This window comes from Tenacibaculum soleae (assembly GCF_030549005.1).
GTDB lineage: Bacteria > Bacteroidota > Bacteroidia > Flavobacteriales > Flavobacteriaceae > Polaribacter > Polaribacter soleae.
The window spans coordinates 1-17118 of record NZ_JAUOSW010000005.1 but is presented as its reverse complement, the minus strand read 5'-3'; the positions used below and the strand labels follow the sequence as shown (position 1 = coordinate 17118).

Below are 17118 nucleotides of genomic sequence, written 5' to 3'. Positions count from 1 at the left end.
TTGTGTTAAATTTCATACAAAAGTAGGGCTTTTTGATTAAACTCATTAATCATTGAAAAAAATTATCAACTATTCTTTTTTAATAACTTTTTTTAAAAAATAAAAAAACAGTAAAGACCAGCCTATAATTAGCATAAGTCCACCTAATGGAGTTACAAACCAAATTGATTTGGCAGGTACTTTTAATAAATGTATTGCATAAATTGATCCTGAAAATAAAATGATACCTCCAATTACAAATAAACTAATTGCATTTTTTTGCTTAGAAGTAAATTCATTAAAAATGTTTACAAACAACAATAATAAAACATGCATAAATTGATATCGTACCGCTGTTTGAAAACTTTGCATAGCCTCTGCACTTAATTTTGTCTTTAAAGCATGCGCTCCAAAAGCACCTAAAATTACTGCTATAATTCCCAAAAAAGATGATATTGTTAAATTCTTGTACATTTTTATTGTTTTTGTTTAAATTTAAACTTTTTTAGCGATATTGTGCCTTTAAAAATTAGAGTATACAAAAATACATTATATAATGAGAAAAATATTAATTATTGGTGCTGGTAGATCTAGTGCATCACTTATAAAATATTTATTAGATAAATCCATATCAGAAAAATTGCATTTAACCATAGGTGACGTTTTTATTAACAATGCAAAAAAATTAGTTAATAATCATAAAAACGCAACAGCTATTACTTTAGATGTTTTTAACGATAAAGAACGTATTAATGCTATTAAAAATGCCGACATCGTTATATCAATGCTTCCTGCCCGTTTTCATATACAAGTAGCTAAAGATTGTATTACTTATGATAAACATATGGTAACTGCTTCTTACATTTCTGATGAAATGAAAGCTTTAGATACACAAGCTAAAGCTAAAGGACTGGTTTTTATGAATGAAATTGGCTTAGACCCAGGGATTGATCATATGAGTGCCATGAAAATCATTAATGAAATTCATGACAAGAAAGCTAAAATGTTACTTTATGAATCTTTTACAGGTGGCTTAGTGGCTCCTGAAAGTGATACTAATTTATGGAACTATAAATTTACTTGGAACCCTAGAAATGTGGTTTTAGCCGGACAAGGTGGCGCCGCAATGTTTATTCAAGAAAACACATACAAATACATACCATATCATAAATTATTTAGAAGAACAGAATTTTTAGATATTGAAGGATATGGTAAGTTTGAAGGGTATGCGAATCGTGATTCTTTAAAATATAGAAGTCTTTATAATCTTGAAAACATACCTACAATGTACAGAGGTACCATTAGAAAAGTAGGTTTTTCGAGAGCTTGGAATGTTTTTGTTCAATTAGGAATGACCGATGATTCTTATGCCATTGAAGATTCTGAAAACATGAGTTATCGTGATTTTACGAATTTATTTTTAGCTTACTCTCCTACAGATTCTGTAGAATTAAAATTTCGTTCTTACTTAAAAATAGACCAGGATGATGTTATGTGGGATAAGTTTTTGGAACTTGACATTTTTAACCCAACTAAAAAAACTGGACTTAAGAACGCTACTCCTGCTCAAATTTTACAAAAAATACTTTCTGATAAATGGACGCTTGAAGCCGATGATAAAGATATGATTGTAATGCATCATAAATTTGGATATGAACTTAACAACAAAAAACATCAAATAGAAAGTAGCATGGTTATCAAAGGTGATGACCAAACCTATACTGCCATGGCAAAAACAGTTGGTTTACCAGTAGCTATGGCTACTTTACGTATTTTAAATGGTGAAATTACAACTCCAGGTGTTCAATTACCAATAACAAAAGAAGTGTATGAACCTATTTTAAAGGAGTTAGAAGAATACGGAATTACTTTTATTGAGAAAGAAGTACCATATTTAGGCTATAATCCTGAAAGTATCTAATAGAATATGAATAACTATTTCTATTCACATTTTTAAATAAATAGAAGTTATGCTTTAAAAAACTCATTTTTTATTAATTACCATAAATAATTTAAAAAGGCATTATTACTGATGTCTTTTTTCTTATACAAAAGTTTTAACCTTAAAACAAAACACTTGATTTCTAAACAATTTAAAGTTAGTTTTGCATCCCCGATTTTTTATTAATTAAAACATTACCAAACCCTTAACAACATTAATTAAATTTTTAAAAATCAATCAATGAAAAAAACAATCTTTCTTTTAACCGCCTTCTTTTTATTAAGCTTACAACTTAGTAAAACTAACGCTCAAAATAATTTTAATACTCCTTACGGAAACAATAAAACCGTTGGTAAATATATTAAAGTAAACGGCGCTAAAATTTATTACGAAGAATACGGAAAAGGAGAACCTTTATTAATCATACATAGCTGTGGGACAGACATTAAAGCCATGGAATATCAAATTGATTATTTTAAAGATAAATATAGGGTAATTGCTGCGGATAGTAGAGGGCAAGGAAAATCAGAATTAAAAACAAAATCTTTAACCTACCTACAAATGGCAAAAGATTTAGAGCAATTGGTAACAAAACTAAATTTAACAGCTGTAAATATTCTTGGTTGGAGCGATGGCGGTATTATTGGCTTAAAAATGGGAATTAGAAACAAAGTAACTATTAAAAAAATAGTTACAATGGGACCTAATTTAAGGTTTGACAACACTGCTGTTAATGATTGGGCAATGCAACAAGTTAAAGAAATGCATGCCGAAACTTTAAAAATGATAAAAAAAGGTGACACTTCAAGAAACTGGAAAAAAGAATTACAATTAGACAAATTACTTTTAAATTCTCCAGATATAAGTCATGCTGAATTACAAAAAATAAACGCACCAGTATTAATTACAATTGGAGATAGAGATATTATTAAAAACCAACATGCTGTTGAAATTTTTGATAATATTAAAAAATCTCAATTATGTATTGTTCCTGGAGCTAACCATGGAATTCCTCGTAACAGTGCTAAAAACTTCAATGAAATAGCTGATAAATTTTTAGCTAACGATTTTGATTACAGTATTAAAAAATAAGTATAAAACTTACATTTTTAAATAAAAGTCTTTTGTTAGATTTATATAGGCATCAGTATACTGGTGCCTTTCTTTTTCAATAACCAAAAGTTCTTTTTCAATTTCTTTTTCTTCAAAAGACAAGGTTAACAAGCTTCTTTTTATAACAGAATTTTCATTTCCTTTTACATGACAAACCTTATTTAAAAATAGATTGTATTCAAGTGCTATCTTTAAAAATTCAACTTCTTCTTTATAAGGTATTATTACTGAAAACATACCTTTTTGAGCCAAAATTTTAGCTACTCCAACTATCAATTCTTTAAAAGATAAAGACGATGTAAAACGTGCTTTGTTACGAGAAACATCATTTGTTTCAAAATTATCGGTATAAAATGGCGGATTCGATACAATAATATCATACTGCTCTTCCTCTTCTATCATTTCGGTTACAAAATCATTAAAAGATGCATTGTAACAAAATAATCGATCTCCCCAGTCAGATTGCTCAAAATTAGCTACCGTTTGCTCATAAGCAGCCGCATCAACCTCTACCGCATCTATTGTCATAGCATCTGTTCGTTGCGCTATCATTAACGAAATAAGACCTGTACCTGAACCAATATCTAAAACACTGTCTGGAAACTCAGGCAAAGCACACCAAGCACCTAATAAAACCCCATCAGTACCAATTTTCATCGCTGTTTTATCTTGTGCTACTGTAAATTTTTTAAATTGAAATGGTTTCATTTAAAAATATTTTCCAATTATAGCATCAGCATTAAAAAACAAATACAAAACAACAATAAGCATTATAATTAAGTACAACCCTTTTTTAGGATTTGTTTTTTTTCGATTACCAAAACGTCTTTGAAACTTCATTTTTTACTTTTATAATTTATTATTTTAACTATATTTTATTGCTCGAAGCATTTCTCTTTTTCCTGGTGGCCCAGGCAAACGTTCTACATTAAAACCTACTGATTGCATTGCTCTACGCACACTTCCTTTAGCTGAATAAGTTACTAAAATTCCGTTTTTATTTAAAGCATTAAACATCAATTTAAAAATATCTTCTGTCCACAATTCTGGTTGATGTTCAGCACCAAAGGCATCAAAGTAAATTAAATCAAATGCTTCTTTGTCATCAATATCTTTAAAAAATTGTTGACGCTTTGTTAGGCTAAAATTTGATGTAACCTCATGCTTTTCTTTCCAAGAAATCGTATGCATTTTATTAAAAATAGGCTGTTGCTCTACTACATTTAATTCGGTAACATAATTTAACCTAACAAGCTCAGTATTGCTTACAGGATATGCTTCTACTCCTACATAATTTATTGTTTTATTACTTTCTAAAAAAGTAATAAAACAATTTAACCCAGTACCAAATCCTATTTCTAAAATAGAAAGTTTTGGTTTATTAACCTGTTCTAATCCGCTTTTTATAAATACGTGATATGCTTCTTGTATTGCTCCGTGTTTGGAGTGATACTGTTCATTCCAATCAGGTAAATGTATTGTAGTAGAACCATCTGACGTTATAATTATTTCTCTTTTAATAACAACAATTATTTCATTAATACTCCGTGTGCTAAAAACGAAAACTCTTTTTTAGGTTCCGTTATTTTTGCGATTTCTTCTTCTGATTTCCCTGCATCTTCAGCATAATGACGTAATTCATCAACTGGCGTTTCTTTTACAAACGCTTTTCCTGCAACTATCACTTCATTTCCCTTACTATCTAACGGCATAAAAAAACCATAATCCTTAAATTTTACCATTGTTTTTTTATCCGCCGCAGGCAACACCATCCAACATCCTTTTTTAGTACAAACCTCATCAATTTTAGATGTAAATTTCACGTTTATTGTATCACCAATCTTTAAGGCATCAAATTTTTTAGACATTTCTTTTTCAGAAAGTGCATTTACACTTTCTATTTTTTCCCCAAACGAAGCATATGCTATTTTAGAAGCTTCATTTTCTTTTACTTCTTCTTTCTTTTTTACTTTACAAGCTAAAAACAAGAAACTTAAAACCAAGGTAAATACTAGTATTCTTTTCATTATCAAAAAGTTAAAATTAACACTTAGCAAATATAATTATAATTACTGAAGTGATTACTTATTACAAATCTTTATATAGCTAGTTTTTGTACCTTTGACACACTGAAAAAAAAAGCATTTTTATGAACATAGATATTCAATTAGTAGCACAATCAAAAATTGATTCAGTTGATTTTAGCAACCTTGCTTTTGGTCGTACTTTTACAGACCACATGTTTGTTTGTGATTTTTCTGAAGGAGAATGGAAAAACCCAACAATAATGCCTTACGGACCAATACTTTTTGATCCTTCGGCGAGAGTATTTCATTACGGACAAGCTGTTTTTGAAGGCATGAAAGCTTTTAAGGACGATAATGATGACGTATTTTTATTCAGACCTGAAGACAACTTTAACAGATTAAACGTATCTGCCGAACGTTTAGCAATGCCTGCTGTTGCTAAAGAGGTGTTTTTTGAGGGGTTAGAAAAACTTTTAAAAATAGACAACGATTGGATAAAAAAAGGGGCTGGTAATGCTCTTTACATTCGTCCTTTTATCATTGCTACTGAAGGTGCTATCGCAGCTTCACCTGCCGAAGCTTATAAATTTATTATTATTTGCTCACCTGCACAATCATACTATGCTGGTGAAGTTAGGGTTTTATTTGCTGAAAAATATAGTCGTTCTGCCGATGGTGGTGTAGGTTATGCTAAAGCCGCAGGTAATTATGCCGCACAGTTTTATCCTACGCGATTAGCAAATGAACAAGGTTTTCAACAAATAATTTGGACCGATGCTAATAGCCATGAATATTTAGAAGAAGCTGGTACCATGAATATCTTTTTTAGAATAGGAGATAAATTAATAACAACACCAACAAACGATCGTATTTTAGATGGTATTACTCGAAAATCAATAATTCAACTTGCGGAGGATAATAACATTAACGTTGACGTTAGAAGGGTAACTGTTGCCGAAATTAAAGAAGCTGCAAAACTTGGTGAATTAAAAGAAATTTTCGGTTCAGGTACTGCTGCTGTAATTAACCCTATCAAAGGTTTTAAGCATCAAGATGACGTTTTTGAATTACCTGAAAATAACGATTCATATGCAACATTTTTTAAAGAAAAGCTTGTTAGCATACAATCTAACAAAACTGAAGACAAACACGGCTGGAGAGTTAAAATTTAGATTTCGTTAAAAAAAACTATCTTAGTAATTCATAATAAGATATTTATAAAATTACAAAAGGGGGAAATGAGAAATATTATACTTGCTTTATTATCAATAATTATAGGGTTTGGTTTATCGCTATTTACTTTAAACACCTACTTAAAAGGTACTAGTAAAAATGATAATACTGAATCAGCAGCAAAAGAAATTATAATTAGTAAAAAAGCCGCTTCAGAAACTAAAGAAATTGAAAAGCCAGCAGAAGTTGAAAAACCAGTGGAAATTGAAGCAACTGTAGTCGCTAACAATACTGAGGAGAAAAAACCTATAAACACCGATGATATTCAAGAAAATTACGACAACTGGAACGCTTACAATAAACAAAATATTGATTTAATGTCAACCTTTATTCCTCTTGATAACAAGGGAGCAATAATGGATAAAGGGATTTTTTTAGTTTCATTACGTACAGGAGCCTACATTGCTGTTAAATCTAAAAATAAAAAAGACGAAATTCAATATCAGTTAACTAATATTAAAAATACTAGTAACGAAAAAATAAAAAAAGCAATTGTAAGTAAAGCTACTATTGCTTATCAATATTTTAAAATGGAAGGCAAAAAAATTCCTCGTTATGATTTTGTTGATTTAAAAGGAAAATCTCATAATAAAGCAGATACAGAAGGTAAAATAGTCGTTTTAAAGTGCTGGTTTATTACTTGTAAAGTTTGTGTTGAAGAGTTTCCTCAATTAAATGCTTTGGTTGATAAATATAAAGAAGATGATATTGAATTTGTTAGTTTAGCTTTTGATGAAAAAGATAAACTAATAGAGTTTTTAAAAACAAAACCTTTTAAATATGTCACGGTTCCTAATCAAAAAAAGTACATGTCTAAAAAATTAAAGGTAAAACAATACCCTACACATCTTATTGTTGATGCCAACGGTGTTATTTTAAAAATGGTTAATAACGTTAAAACATTAACCTCAGAACTAGAACGTATTGTAGGTAAATAAGCAACTAATCAATAAAAAGAGCCTCATTAATGAGGCTCTTTTTATTGATTCAAAATTGTTTCTATATTCGGTTTAAAATAATTAGGTCCTTTTAAAACCTTACCATCTTCACGATATATTGGTTTACCATCTTCACCTAATTTACTCATATTACTTCGTTGAATTTCGTTAAAAACAGCTTCTATTTTGTACTGCATTCCATGCTCAATAATAGTACCACATAAAATATATAACATATCACCTAAAGCATCAGCTACCTCAACCAAATCATTATTTTTAGCCGCTTCTAAATACTCTTCATTTTCTTCTTTCATTAATTCAAAACGCAATTTTTTTCGATCTTCAGCTATTTTAACTGTTGGCTCGTTTTGAATATTTAACTTAAATGCTGAATGAAATTCATGTACTGCTTTTAATTTATTTTTCATTTTATAAAATTTCTTATTGGTTTACTTTTTAAATGTATCAAAAAAAACTACTTCCTTAAATTTTTCTTCATAATAAAATCATTCTTTAACTTTGCTGAAAATACAATTTTATGTTTACTCTTATCGCTGCAAAAATGTTTACTCCAGGTAGAATAGTTTTTGCTAGTTTATTTGTTATCGCTTTTATAGTGTTAATGTTTTATAGCTACAAAAAAGATGCAAAAAACAATAAAAAACATTATAAGAATGGTGCTATTTATGTAACTATAGGAATTATAAGTGTTATTGCGTTTTTATTTATTTCTAAATTTTTAATTAAAGGTTAATTCATTTTTTCTAATTTACTCAACTTATCGTGATTTAAGATAGTGAATCCTTCTTCATTAAAATGAGATGAAGCTGTATATTTCATATCCATCTGTAAGTTAGAAAAATTATAAGAAGTTGCTTGGTAAACATTTTGTCCAAAAGACTCCTCGTAATACTTGAGTAAAATATACACATGAGCATCCATATTTTTTATTTCTTCTTTGGTATATTTATATAACGGACTCTCTTTATCTACCTCATGTACCACTGTCCAGATTGTTGGCAAATACATTATTTTATTTCGTTCTAATTTTAATTGATAAAATTGACGCTTATAATTTCCTTTTTCACTCTCTTCATTTAAAACCAATGTAACTTTTATTTCAGGCTCAATCATTACGGTTTTTCGGTTATTCATTAATCGAAACATTAATGCTTTGTGCTCCTTAAAATCTCTTAACACCAAATTATCACTAAAACGAATGGCTGCTTTTGGCTTAGAAAACCGACCATATAATAACCCTGTAATAAATGAAAAAGATAATAAACCAAGCATTGCCTCAAAAGAAGCAATGACGTTAGATGTTATTCCATGCGGAGCTATCCCACCATAGCCTACTGTAGTTAATGTTTGTGCACTAAAAAAGAATCCGTTTAAAAAATCATATAAAAAATAATCATTTGGCTGAGTAATTTCTTCAATACCAATTAAGGTATATATAAGTCCAAAAATCACATTTAAAAAAGTGTATCCTAAAAAAACTAGAAGAAAAAATTTAGCCCAAGACATTTCAACAAAATACGTATACAAGTCATCTATATTCACATTTTTATTAACATGAATCACGTTAGAGCTCCCGTCTTTATTAATAAGCCCCCTACTATTTTCTTGTGAATTATAACCTAATCCAGGGTCTTTAATTTTTCTTGCCATTACATTATTTTACTTTGTAAAAATACAAAAACCGACTCTTTATGAAAGAGTCGGTTTTTTATAAATAAATTAAACCTCTTATTAGTTTTTAATAGGTAAAAAGCTATAATTTTTAGCATAAAACTTCATTTGCTCTTCAAAAGTTTCGGGTTGTGTAACTTTTACATCAGTAATATTTCCTTTAGCATCTAATTCTGGTACTAAAACTGGGTTTACAAATCCGCTATAAGGAGCAGATGTAAATTGTTTATTACGCTCTAAAACCTCTTTATGAAGTTCTTGATCTACTTTAACACCATAACCCTCTACTAAAGCTTTGGCTGCATCAAAATCTCCTTCTGATTTAATTCGTTGCGTTTCTTTTAATAAACGACCAAAAATTTCACGAAGCTTCATATAGTCATTTACCACAAAATATGTTTTACCTTCTTTGGTAATTTTTTCAATTACATTTTCTTTTTGTCCTTGTTCAAAAGACCAAGCAGAAACCCATTGGCGATTTACCATATGATCTTCTTCAATATCATCTCCTAATTTAATACGTATTAATTGAGACATCAATCCATTTCTAATATAACCATCATAAGCAGCTTTTCCTACTTTTTGCCAATCACTAACCAAACCTAATTCTTGTAATTTAGGATCCATTAAATAATACAATCCAACTAAATCTGCTCTACCCTCTTCCATCGTAGATGCATAATTTTTTAAGGTTTCTTTTGGCTGTCCTATTCCTTCATTTATCTGCCCTGAAGCATGCCCGATTACTTCATGCAAAGCAGTATGTAATTTATCTGCTAATTTTCCATATTCTAGCTCTAACGCTATTTCTTCTTCATCATAGGCAAACTCTTTTAATCTACCAGAGCCTCCAGCATTATTGTACGCCCCTATAATATTACCTAATGAAACCGATTTAGATCCATGTTGCTGACGAATCCAATTATTATTTGGTAAATTCACTCCTATTGGGGTACTTGGTGATGCATCTCCTGCTTCTCCGGCAACATTTACCGTTTTATATGAAACGCCCACTACATTTTGTTTTTTATGCGCTGGTGATAATGGTGCATTATCTTCAAACCATTGTGCATTGTCTGATAAGACTTTCATCTTTTTAGACATATCAAAATCTTTAATTTGTACTACTGTTTCATAAGACCCTCTATATCCTTTAGGGTCATTATACACCTCTATAAAACCATTTATCCAATCGATATTTCCTTCAACAGATGTAGCCCAAGCAATACAATATTTATCCCAAACATCTAAACTTCCAGTTTTATAATACTCGATTAATAACCCTAAAGCGGCTCCTTGTTTTTCATTTTCAGCTACATCTTGTGCTTTTTCTAACCAAAAAATAATGGTGTCAATAGCATTACCATACATACCACATGATTTCCATACTTTTTCAACTAACTTTCCGTTTTCACGTACTAATTTAGAGTTCAATCCAGCTTCTATCGGTTGCCCTTCAGGTCCTTTATATGCTGATTCATAAAAAGTTTCAACATCTTTACTTGTAACATCTGGTCCATAAAAATTAATTGCTGATGCTAACACATTATCAACGCCAGCTTTTTTATTTACTTTTTTAGCATCTTTTTCATTAAAAATCACATCTAATGCTTCTGCAGATAAAATTGCTTTCGTGTCTTTTAATAAACCAACTAAATACTCTTTAGAAAAAGTAGGTTTAATTTTATCATTTGAATAATGATGATGAATTCCGTTTGAAAACCAAACACGTTTTAAATAAGTAGTAAAACTTTTAAAATCTTCACTATTTCTATCTCCTTTATAATCGTTATTTATTTGCTCTAAAGCGGCTCTTATCTCTAAGTTATGACGGTAATTTTGATCCCACATAATATCACGCCCAGCCAATCCTGCTTGTGTTAAATAATACACTAACTTTTTTTCTTTTAGTGTTAATTCTTCAAACCCCGGAATTTGATACCTTAAAACTTTTATATCTGCAAATTGCTCAACCTCATGATTAAACTTTGCTTCCTTCTTTGTTTCTACTTTTTTCTCTTTAGTTTCTTTTTTATTTTCCACTCCACAAGAAACCAATAAGCTAACTGCTGCCGCAGCACAAAGCATTTGTTTTAATTTCATTTTTATAATTTTAAATTGATTTTTTCAGTTGATAAATGTACGAATTTTAAATTTCGTTATATCTGAAACAATCGGTTGTATGATCGTTAACCATACCTGTAGCCTGCATATAAGCATATATAACTGTAGAACCCACAAACTTAAAACCTCGTTTTTTTAAATCTTTTGATATTTTATCTGACAACACTGTAGTGGCAGGAACATCTTCTCGCTTATCAAAACTATTTTTAATTGACTTACCATCAACAAAAGCCCAAATATATTTCGAAAAAGACCCAAACTCTTCTTGAACATGTATAAAAAGTTTTGCATTTGCTATAGCGCTTCGTATTTTTAATTTATTTCTTATAATTCCAGCATCCATAAGCAACTCTTCATATTTATCCTCTTTGTAATTTGCTACTTTATTATAATCGAAATTATCAAATGCTTTTCTAAAGTTTTCTCTTTTCTTTAAAATTGTTATCCAACTTAAACCTGCCTGAAAAGTTTCTAAAATTAAAAACTCAAACAAAGTTTTATCGTCATAAACAGGAACACCCCATTCTTTGTCGTGATATGCTACATACAAAGGATCATCATTTACCCAAAAACATCTTTTCTTCATTTTCTTGACTTTAAAAGTGAAAATTACTGTTAAACAGATTAAAAATCAATGAAAATTAAAATATTTTTTGCAACTTTATAGACATCGAATTTATAGATTATGAAAACCTTAAAGTATTTATCGGCTATAACCATTTTAATCATCACCTTTTACGCTTGCGGATCTTCATCTCTAAAAAATAAAACTACCGTAAAAGAAGAACCTGTTGTGATTAAAAACGATAGTTTAGAATATGAAATTATCATTTTTGATGTTGGTTTTAACAATTATTTAAACACCATTGCAAAACCGCCAGGATTTCATTCTCAATTTTATTTAGAAAACAAAAATCGTATATATGTTGTTGAATGGAACACTAGAGTCAACAATCCTATTAATTTTGACAGTAATATTTACGAAAATAGAATTGATTACGACCTAAACATTAATTATGGTTACGATGTAAACTACAAGCTTTTTAATTATTTTGAATTTGCTCAACGCAAATATCGAATGACCTTACGTTAAAATAGTAAGCTATATGTAAAAATGTATCTTTGCTAAAAAATTTAACAACAACACATGAAGTTTTTACGAAACCTATTAGCCTCGATACTTGGCTTTTTTATAGCCACTTTTTTAATCTTTTTATTTTTTATAGCCATCGCCTCTATCATTGGAGCTGAAGAAGAGATTACGGTAAAACCAAATTCTGTTTTAGAATTAGATTTATCAGCAACTATAAAAGATTACGCTCCAAAAGATGACAATCCGTTAGCAGAAATTTTAGAGTTAACCGACGAGAAACTAGCTTTAAATAAAATAATAAATGCTATCGAAAATGCTAAAACAGATAGCAATATTAAAGGAATCAGTATTAAAACAACATTAGTAAACGCTGGTATAGCACAAACGCAAGCTATTAGAAATAAAATTGAAGAATTTAAAGAAAGTGGCAAATTTGTATATGCCTATAATGATGTCTATTCTCAAAAAAACTATTATTTAAGTTCGGTTGCTGATAGTTTATTTTTAAATCCTGTTGGCGCAATTGATTTTAAAGGTTTAGCTACCGAAATATTATATTATAAAGATTTTGAAGATAAATACGGAGTTAAAATGGAAGTAATTCGTCACGGAAAATACAAAAGTGCCGTTGAACCATATTTAACAAATAAAATGAGTGATGCCAATAGAGAACAAACCACATCACTTTTAAAATCTATCTGGTCAGAAATTACAGATGACATTAGTAAGAGTAGAAATATAACTACCGAACAATTAAATTTAATTGCTGATAATGCTAATGGTAGAAATGCAGTAATGGCTAAAAACCATAAATTAATTGATGCGATTATTTATGAAGATGAATATGACGAAAAACTAGCTTTAAATGCTGATAAAAAAATAAATACTATTTCTTTAGCTGATTACATCAACTCTGGAAAAGGAAGAATTTCTGCTACTGCAAAAAACAAAATTGCTGTAATTTATGCACAAGGTGAAATAATGTATGCTGAAGGAAATGAAGATATTATTGGTCAAGGAATTATAAATAAAGCATTACGCAAAGCTAGAAAAGACAAAAATGTAAAAGCAATTGTTTTACGTGTTAATTCACCAGGAGGTAGTGCTTTAGCCTCTGAATTAATTTGGCGTGAATTAGAATTAACGAAAAAAGAAAAACCTTTAGTTGTTTCTATGGGTAACGTAGCCGCTTCTGGTGGTTATTATATTGCTTGTAATGCTGACAAAGTACTTGCTGAACCTACTACAATCACTGGTTCTATTGGTGTTTTTGGAGCTATACCAAACTTTAACAAACTCGCGGATAACATAGGTATCAATGCTGAACAAGTATCAACAAACAACAACCCTAACTATAGTGTTTTTGAACCTATGGATAAAAAATTCTATGACGTAACTAAAGAAGGTGTTGAACAAATTTACACGACTTTTGTAAACCGTGTTGCCGTTGGTCGTAATATGACTTTTGAACAAGTAAATGAAATTGCACAAGGTAGAGTTTGGACAGGTAAAGAAGCTCTTAAAAATGGATTGGTAGACAAATTAGGAAACTTAAATGATGCAATTACAGTTGCTGCTGAACTAGCACAAATTGAAGCTTACAAAGTGCGTAACTACCCTAACTATAAAAAAGATTTAAAAGAAGCTTTTAGTTTTTCTCCTTTTGCTAAAGCATCTAAAGAGGATATTTTAAAAGAGGCTTTAGGTAATGAAAACTACCAACTGTATAATAACATTAACCAAATGAAAAAACTAAAAGGAATTCAAGCAAGAATGCCATATATCCTTCAAATAAAATAGACTTAATAAAAAAGCCTTGACAATGTCAAGGCTTTTTTATTATCATAAGTTTTGGGTTATTTACAATCCAAAACTTTCTTTTATCTTATCAACATAATCTAACTTTTCCCAAGTAAATGTTTCTACTTCTTGAGAAACAGTTTCTCCCATTGGATTAGAAAAAGTAACTGTTTTCTTTTCAGATTTTCTTCCCATATGCCCATAAGCAGCAGTTTCAGAATAAATTGGCGTTCTTAACTTTAAACGTTGCTCAATAAAATATGGACGCATATCAAAAATAGTTTCTACTATTTTACTAATCTCTCCATCGGTCATATCAACATTCGATGTTCCGTAAGTTTCTACATTTATACTTGTTGGTTTTGCAACACCAATTGCGTATGAAACCTGTACTAAAACTTCTTTACACAAACCTGCTGCTACTAAGTTTTTAGCAATATGACGTGTTGCATAGGCTCCAGAACGATCTACTTTAGAAGGATCTTTTCCTGAAAATGCTCCACCTCCATGAGCTCCTTTTCCTCCATAAGTATCTACAATAATCTTACGCCCTGTTAAACCAGTATCTCCGTGAGGCCCTCCGATTACAAAAACTCCAGTTGGGTTAATATGATACGTAATACTATCAGTAAATAATTTTTGAATATGTACTGGTAATTTAGCAACTACTCTCGGAATTAATATTTCTACAATATCCTTTTTTATCTTAGCTAGCATCACATCATCAGACTCATCAAAATCATCATGCTGTGTAGAGATTACAATTGCATCAATTCTTTGCGGCACATTATCATCAGAATATTCAATAGTTACTTGCGATTTAGCATCTGGTCGTAAATAAGTAATATCTTTATTTTCTCTACGTAGTGCTGCTAATTCAATTAACAATCGATGTGATAACTCTAATGCTAATGGCATGTAGTTTTCAGTTTCATCGGTTGCGTAACCAAACATCATTCCTTGATCTCCCGCTCCTTGATCTTCAGGATTTGCTCTTACAACTCCTTGATTAATATCAGGTGATTGTTCATGAATTGCCGAAAAAACACCACAAGAACTACCATCAAACATGTACTCACTTTTGGTATATCCTATTTTGTTAATTACATCTCTTGCAATTTTTTGAACATCTAAATATGTTTTAGACTTCACTTCTCCTGCCAACACAACCTGTCCTGTTGTTACTAATGTTTCACAAGCAACTTTAGATTCTTTATCAAAGGCTAAAAAATTATCAATTAAAGCATCTGAAATTTGATCAGCTATTTTATCTGGATGTCCTTCAGAAACACTTTCTGAAGTAAATAAATATGACATAAAATTTTATTTAAAAATTAATTAAAAGAAAAACTTGAATTGCTTGGTCGCGTAAAGAAGTAGATTATTACTGCTTTAGCATTTTATTTATGAACTCAATGTTCAAAGAGGTTGCAATCAGTCAAATTTTTCCTCAAAATATTATGCTGCAAAGTTATCAATAATTTTACACACAGAAAAACAAACTAGCAAAGAAATAGAAAGTATTGATACTCTGATAATAAAAAGTAATTTTACTAAAATTGTATTGGTAAAATATTTGATTACTTTTGTAGTGTACAAATAAGATAGTAACCTAATTTAAAATATAACAAAATGGCATTAGAAATTACAGATGCAAACTTCGAGGAAGTAGTATTAAAATCAGACAAACCAGTATTAGTTGATTTTTGGGCAGCTTGGTGTGGACCTTGTAGAATGGTTGGACCAATTGTTGATGAAATTCACACTGAATATGAAGGGAAAGCTGTTGTTGGTAAAGTAGATGTAGACAACAATCAAGAATTTGCGGCTAAATACGGTGTAAGAAACATACCTACTGTTTTAGTGTTTAAAAACGGAGAAGTTGTAGACAAGCAAGTTGGTGCTGCTCCAAAAAAAGCATATACTGATAAAATTGACGCTGCTTTATAAGCTATTTAATTACAATATATCATTAAAAAGGTTTGGCTATCGCTAAACCTTTTTTTATTTTCGAGCATATGATTGATTTAAACAATACTTCTTCAGAAATTAAAAACCTCGAGTTACTAGCTAAACAAGTGGTTGAAGGGTTTATTACAGGAATGCATAAAAGCCCATTTCATGGTTTTTCTGTCGAATTTTCAGAGCACAAACTCTATAATAAAGGAGAAAGCACACGTCATATAGATTGGAAGTTATTTGCTAAAACAGAAAAACTATACACTAAAAAATATGAAGAGGAAACAAATCTACGTTGTCATTTAATTATTGACAACTCAGCCTCAATGCATTACCCTATTATTAAAAATCAATCAATACATCGTTTAAATAAAATTGGCTTCTCTGCGGTAGCTGCAGCTTCTTTAATAGAAATTCTAAAAAAACAGCGCGATGCGGTAGGTTTAAGTATCTATTCTGACACTTATGAATATTACGCTCCTGAAAAAGGAAGCGAGCGTCACCGTAAGATGTTATTAAATCAATTAGAAAACTTACTTACATCAAATTCTAAAGCAACAACAGAAACACATCAATACCTACATGAAATAGCAGAAAAAATTCACCGCCGTTCATTAATTTTTTTATTTACAGACATGTTTCAAACAACAAAAAACGAAGAAGAACTGTTTGATGCCCTCAAACATTTAAAATTTAACAAACATGAGGTAATTTTATTTCATACTTATGATAAAAAAACAGAGTTTTCATTTGATTTTGATAATAGCCCTAAAAAATTTGTAGATATTGAAACTGGTGAAAAAATAAATTTACATCCAGAAAACATCCAAGAAAAATATACCGAATTAAGCCAGTCATTTTTCAACAACTTAAAAAACAAATGCTTACAATACAAGATAGACTACATACCTGTTAATATTACTGAAGGTTATGAGAAAATACTTACCGCTTACCTTATTCAAAGACAAAAAAAAATCTAATTAATTCTTTTTTATTTAAAAAAAGGTTCTATATTTGCACCCGCTTAGAGCAACGGTCTGGTAGTTCAGCTGGTTAGAATACCTGCCTGTCACGCAGGGGGTCGCGGGTTCGAGTCCCGTCCAGACCGCAAATTTATCTAAGTAAATATATTATTGCTACAAGCAACGGTCTGGTAGTTCAGCTGGTTAGAATACCTGCCTGTCACGCAGGGGGTCGCGGGTTCGAGTCCCGTCCAGA

General features: G+C 30.2%; 19 protein-coding genes and 1 tRNA gene. 10 read left to right on the top strand and 10 right to left on the bottom strand.

Features of this window, described 5'->3' with window-relative positions:
* Positions 1-69: 69 nt before the first annotated feature.
* Positions 70-453 (bottom strand): DUF423 domain-containing protein, encoded by a 384-nt coding sequence (locus Q4586_RS08240; RefSeq protein WP_303528250.1) that lies wholly within the window; start codon positions 451-453, stop codon positions 70-72.
* Between the two features lie 82 nt (positions 454-535).
* Here Q4586_RS08240 and Q4586_RS08235 point away from each other — a divergent pair, with 82 nt between their 5' ends.
* Entirely contained in the window at positions 536-1900 is a 1365-nt protein-coding gene (locus Q4586_RS08235; RefSeq protein ID WP_303528246.1) for a saccharopine dehydrogenase family protein, read from the top strand.
* Between the two features lie 261 nt (positions 1901-2161).
* Positions 2162-3013 carry an alpha/beta fold hydrolase gene (locus Q4586_RS08230; protein ID WP_068703097.1) on the top strand — a complete coding sequence of 284 codons (852 nt, stop codon included), beginning with the start codon at positions 2162-2164 and terminating at the stop codon, positions 3011-3013.
* 9 nt (positions 3014-3022) lie between these two features.
* On the opposite strand, the gene Q4586_RS08225 is transcribed toward Q4586_RS08230, so the two are convergent.
* The 4 genes from Q4586_RS08225 to Q4586_RS08210 are packed head-to-tail and all read right to left on the bottom strand — an operon-like array spanning position 3023 to position 5061.
* Positions 3023-3742: a tRNA1(Val) (adenine(37)-N6)-methyltransferase gene (locus tag Q4586_RS08225; RefSeq protein ID WP_068703096.1), complete on the bottom strand. Its 720-nt coding sequence runs from the start codon at positions 3740-3742 to the stop codon at positions 3023-3025.
* A complete protein-coding gene (locus Q4586_RS08220; RefSeq protein ID WP_262509355.1) occupies positions 3743-3874 on the bottom strand; it encodes a hypothetical protein in 132 nt (43 codons plus the stop codon).
* Between the two features lie 24 nt (positions 3875-3898).
* Positions 3899-4555 (bottom strand): tRNA (5-methylaminomethyl-2-thiouridine)(34)-methyltransferase MnmC2, encoded by a 657-nt coding sequence (gene mnmC2 / locus Q4586_RS08215; protein WP_303528684.1) that lies wholly within the window; start codon positions 4553-4555, stop codon positions 3899-3901.
* An 8-nt stretch (positions 4556-4563) separates the two neighbouring features.
* Positions 4564-5061 carry a DUF4920 domain-containing protein gene (locus Q4586_RS08210; RefSeq protein WP_068703093.1) on the bottom strand — a complete coding sequence of 166 codons (498 nt, stop codon included), beginning with the start codon at positions 5059-5061 and terminating at the stop codon, positions 4564-4566.
* A gap of 122 nt (positions 5062-5183) precedes the next feature.
* Here Q4586_RS08210 and Q4586_RS08205 point away from each other — a divergent pair, with 122 nt between their 5' ends.
* Positions 5184-6233 (top strand): branched-chain amino acid aminotransferase, encoded by a 1050-nt coding sequence (locus Q4586_RS08205; RefSeq protein WP_303528240.1) that lies wholly within the window; start codon positions 5184-5186, stop codon positions 6231-6233.
* A gap of 66 nt (positions 6234-6299) precedes the next feature.
* Complete coding sequence (locus Q4586_RS08200) at positions 6300-7232, top strand: TlpA family protein disulfide reductase (protein ID WP_303528238.1); 933 nt, start codon at positions 6300-6302, stop codon at positions 7230-7232.
* A gap of 41 nt (positions 7233-7273) precedes the next feature.
* On the opposite strand, the gene Q4586_RS08195 is transcribed toward Q4586_RS08200, so the two are convergent.
* Positions 7274-7660, bottom strand: coding sequence for a pyrophosphohydrolase domain-containing protein (locus Q4586_RS08195; protein WP_303528236.1), 387 nt, complete (start codon positions 7658-7660; stop codon positions 7274-7276).
* Positions 7661-7770: 110 nt separating this feature from the next.
* Here Q4586_RS08195 and Q4586_RS08190 point away from each other — a divergent pair, with 110 nt between their 5' ends.
* Positions 7771-7986 carry a hypothetical protein gene (locus Q4586_RS08190; RefSeq protein ID WP_245662318.1) on the top strand — a complete coding sequence of 72 codons (216 nt, stop codon included), beginning with the start codon at positions 7771-7773 and terminating at the stop codon, positions 7984-7986.
* Here the strand turns inward: Q4586_RS08190 and Q4586_RS08185 are convergent.
* The 3 genes from Q4586_RS08185 to Q4586_RS08175 form a co-directional block, all read right to left on the bottom strand.
* The gene (locus tag Q4586_RS08185; protein ID WP_303528234.1) at positions 7983-8903 is read right to left on the bottom strand and encodes an ion channel; all 921 of its coding nucleotides are present in this window, start codon (positions 8901-8903) and stop codon (positions 7983-7985) included. The two genes, Q4586_RS08190 and Q4586_RS08185, sit on opposite strands and share 4 nt — an antisense overlap.
* An 81-nt stretch (positions 8904-8984) precedes the next feature.
* Entirely contained in the window at positions 8985-11027 is a 2043-nt protein-coding gene (locus tag Q4586_RS08180; RefSeq protein ID WP_303528232.1) for a dipeptidyl-peptidase 3 family protein, read from the bottom strand.
* 46 nt (positions 11028-11073) lie between these two features.
* Complete coding sequence (locus tag Q4586_RS08175) at positions 11074-11634, bottom strand: DNA-3-methyladenine glycosylase I (RefSeq protein WP_068703081.1); 561 nt, start codon at positions 11632-11634, stop codon at positions 11074-11076.
* 99 nt (positions 11635-11733) lie between these two features.
* On the opposite strand from Q4586_RS08175, the gene Q4586_RS08170 reads away from it, so the two are divergent.
* On the top strand, positions 11734-12141 hold the full coding sequence (locus Q4586_RS08170; protein WP_303528229.1) for a DUF6146 family protein: 408 nt from the start codon (positions 11734-11736) through the stop codon (positions 12139-12141).
* Between the two features lie 54 nt (positions 12142-12195).
* Positions 12196-13941, top strand: coding sequence for a signal peptide peptidase SppA (gene sppA, locus Q4586_RS08165; RefSeq protein WP_303528228.1), 1746 nt, complete (start codon positions 12196-12198; stop codon positions 13939-13941).
* Positions 13942-14001: 60 nt separating this feature from the next.
* Here sppA and metK read toward each other — a convergent pair whose 3' ends face one another.
* The gene (gene metK / locus Q4586_RS08160; protein WP_068703075.1) at positions 14002-15258 is read right to left on the bottom strand and encodes a methionine adenosyltransferase; all 1257 of its coding nucleotides are present in this window, start codon (positions 15256-15258) and stop codon (positions 14002-14004) included.
* A 315-nt stretch (positions 15259-15573) separates the two neighbouring features.
* Here metK and trxA point away from each other — a divergent pair, with 315 nt between their 5' ends.
* The 3 genes from trxA (at position 15574) to Q4586_RS08145 (ending at position 17008) form a co-directional block, all read left to right on the top strand.
* Positions 15574-15891, top strand: a complete 318-nt coding sequence (trxA, locus tag Q4586_RS08155; RefSeq protein ID WP_068703073.1) for a thioredoxin — start codon at positions 15574-15576, stop codon at positions 15889-15891.
* Between the two features lie 68 nt (positions 15892-15959).
* A complete protein-coding gene (locus tag Q4586_RS08150) occupies positions 15960-16880 on the top strand; it encodes a DUF58 domain-containing protein (RefSeq protein WP_068703950.1) in 921 nt (306 codons plus the stop codon).
* Between the two features lie 54 nt (positions 16881-16934).
* Positions 16935-17008 (top strand) — tRNA-Asp (locus tag Q4586_RS08145).
* The last annotated feature ends 110 nt before the right edge of the window (positions 17009-17118 follow it).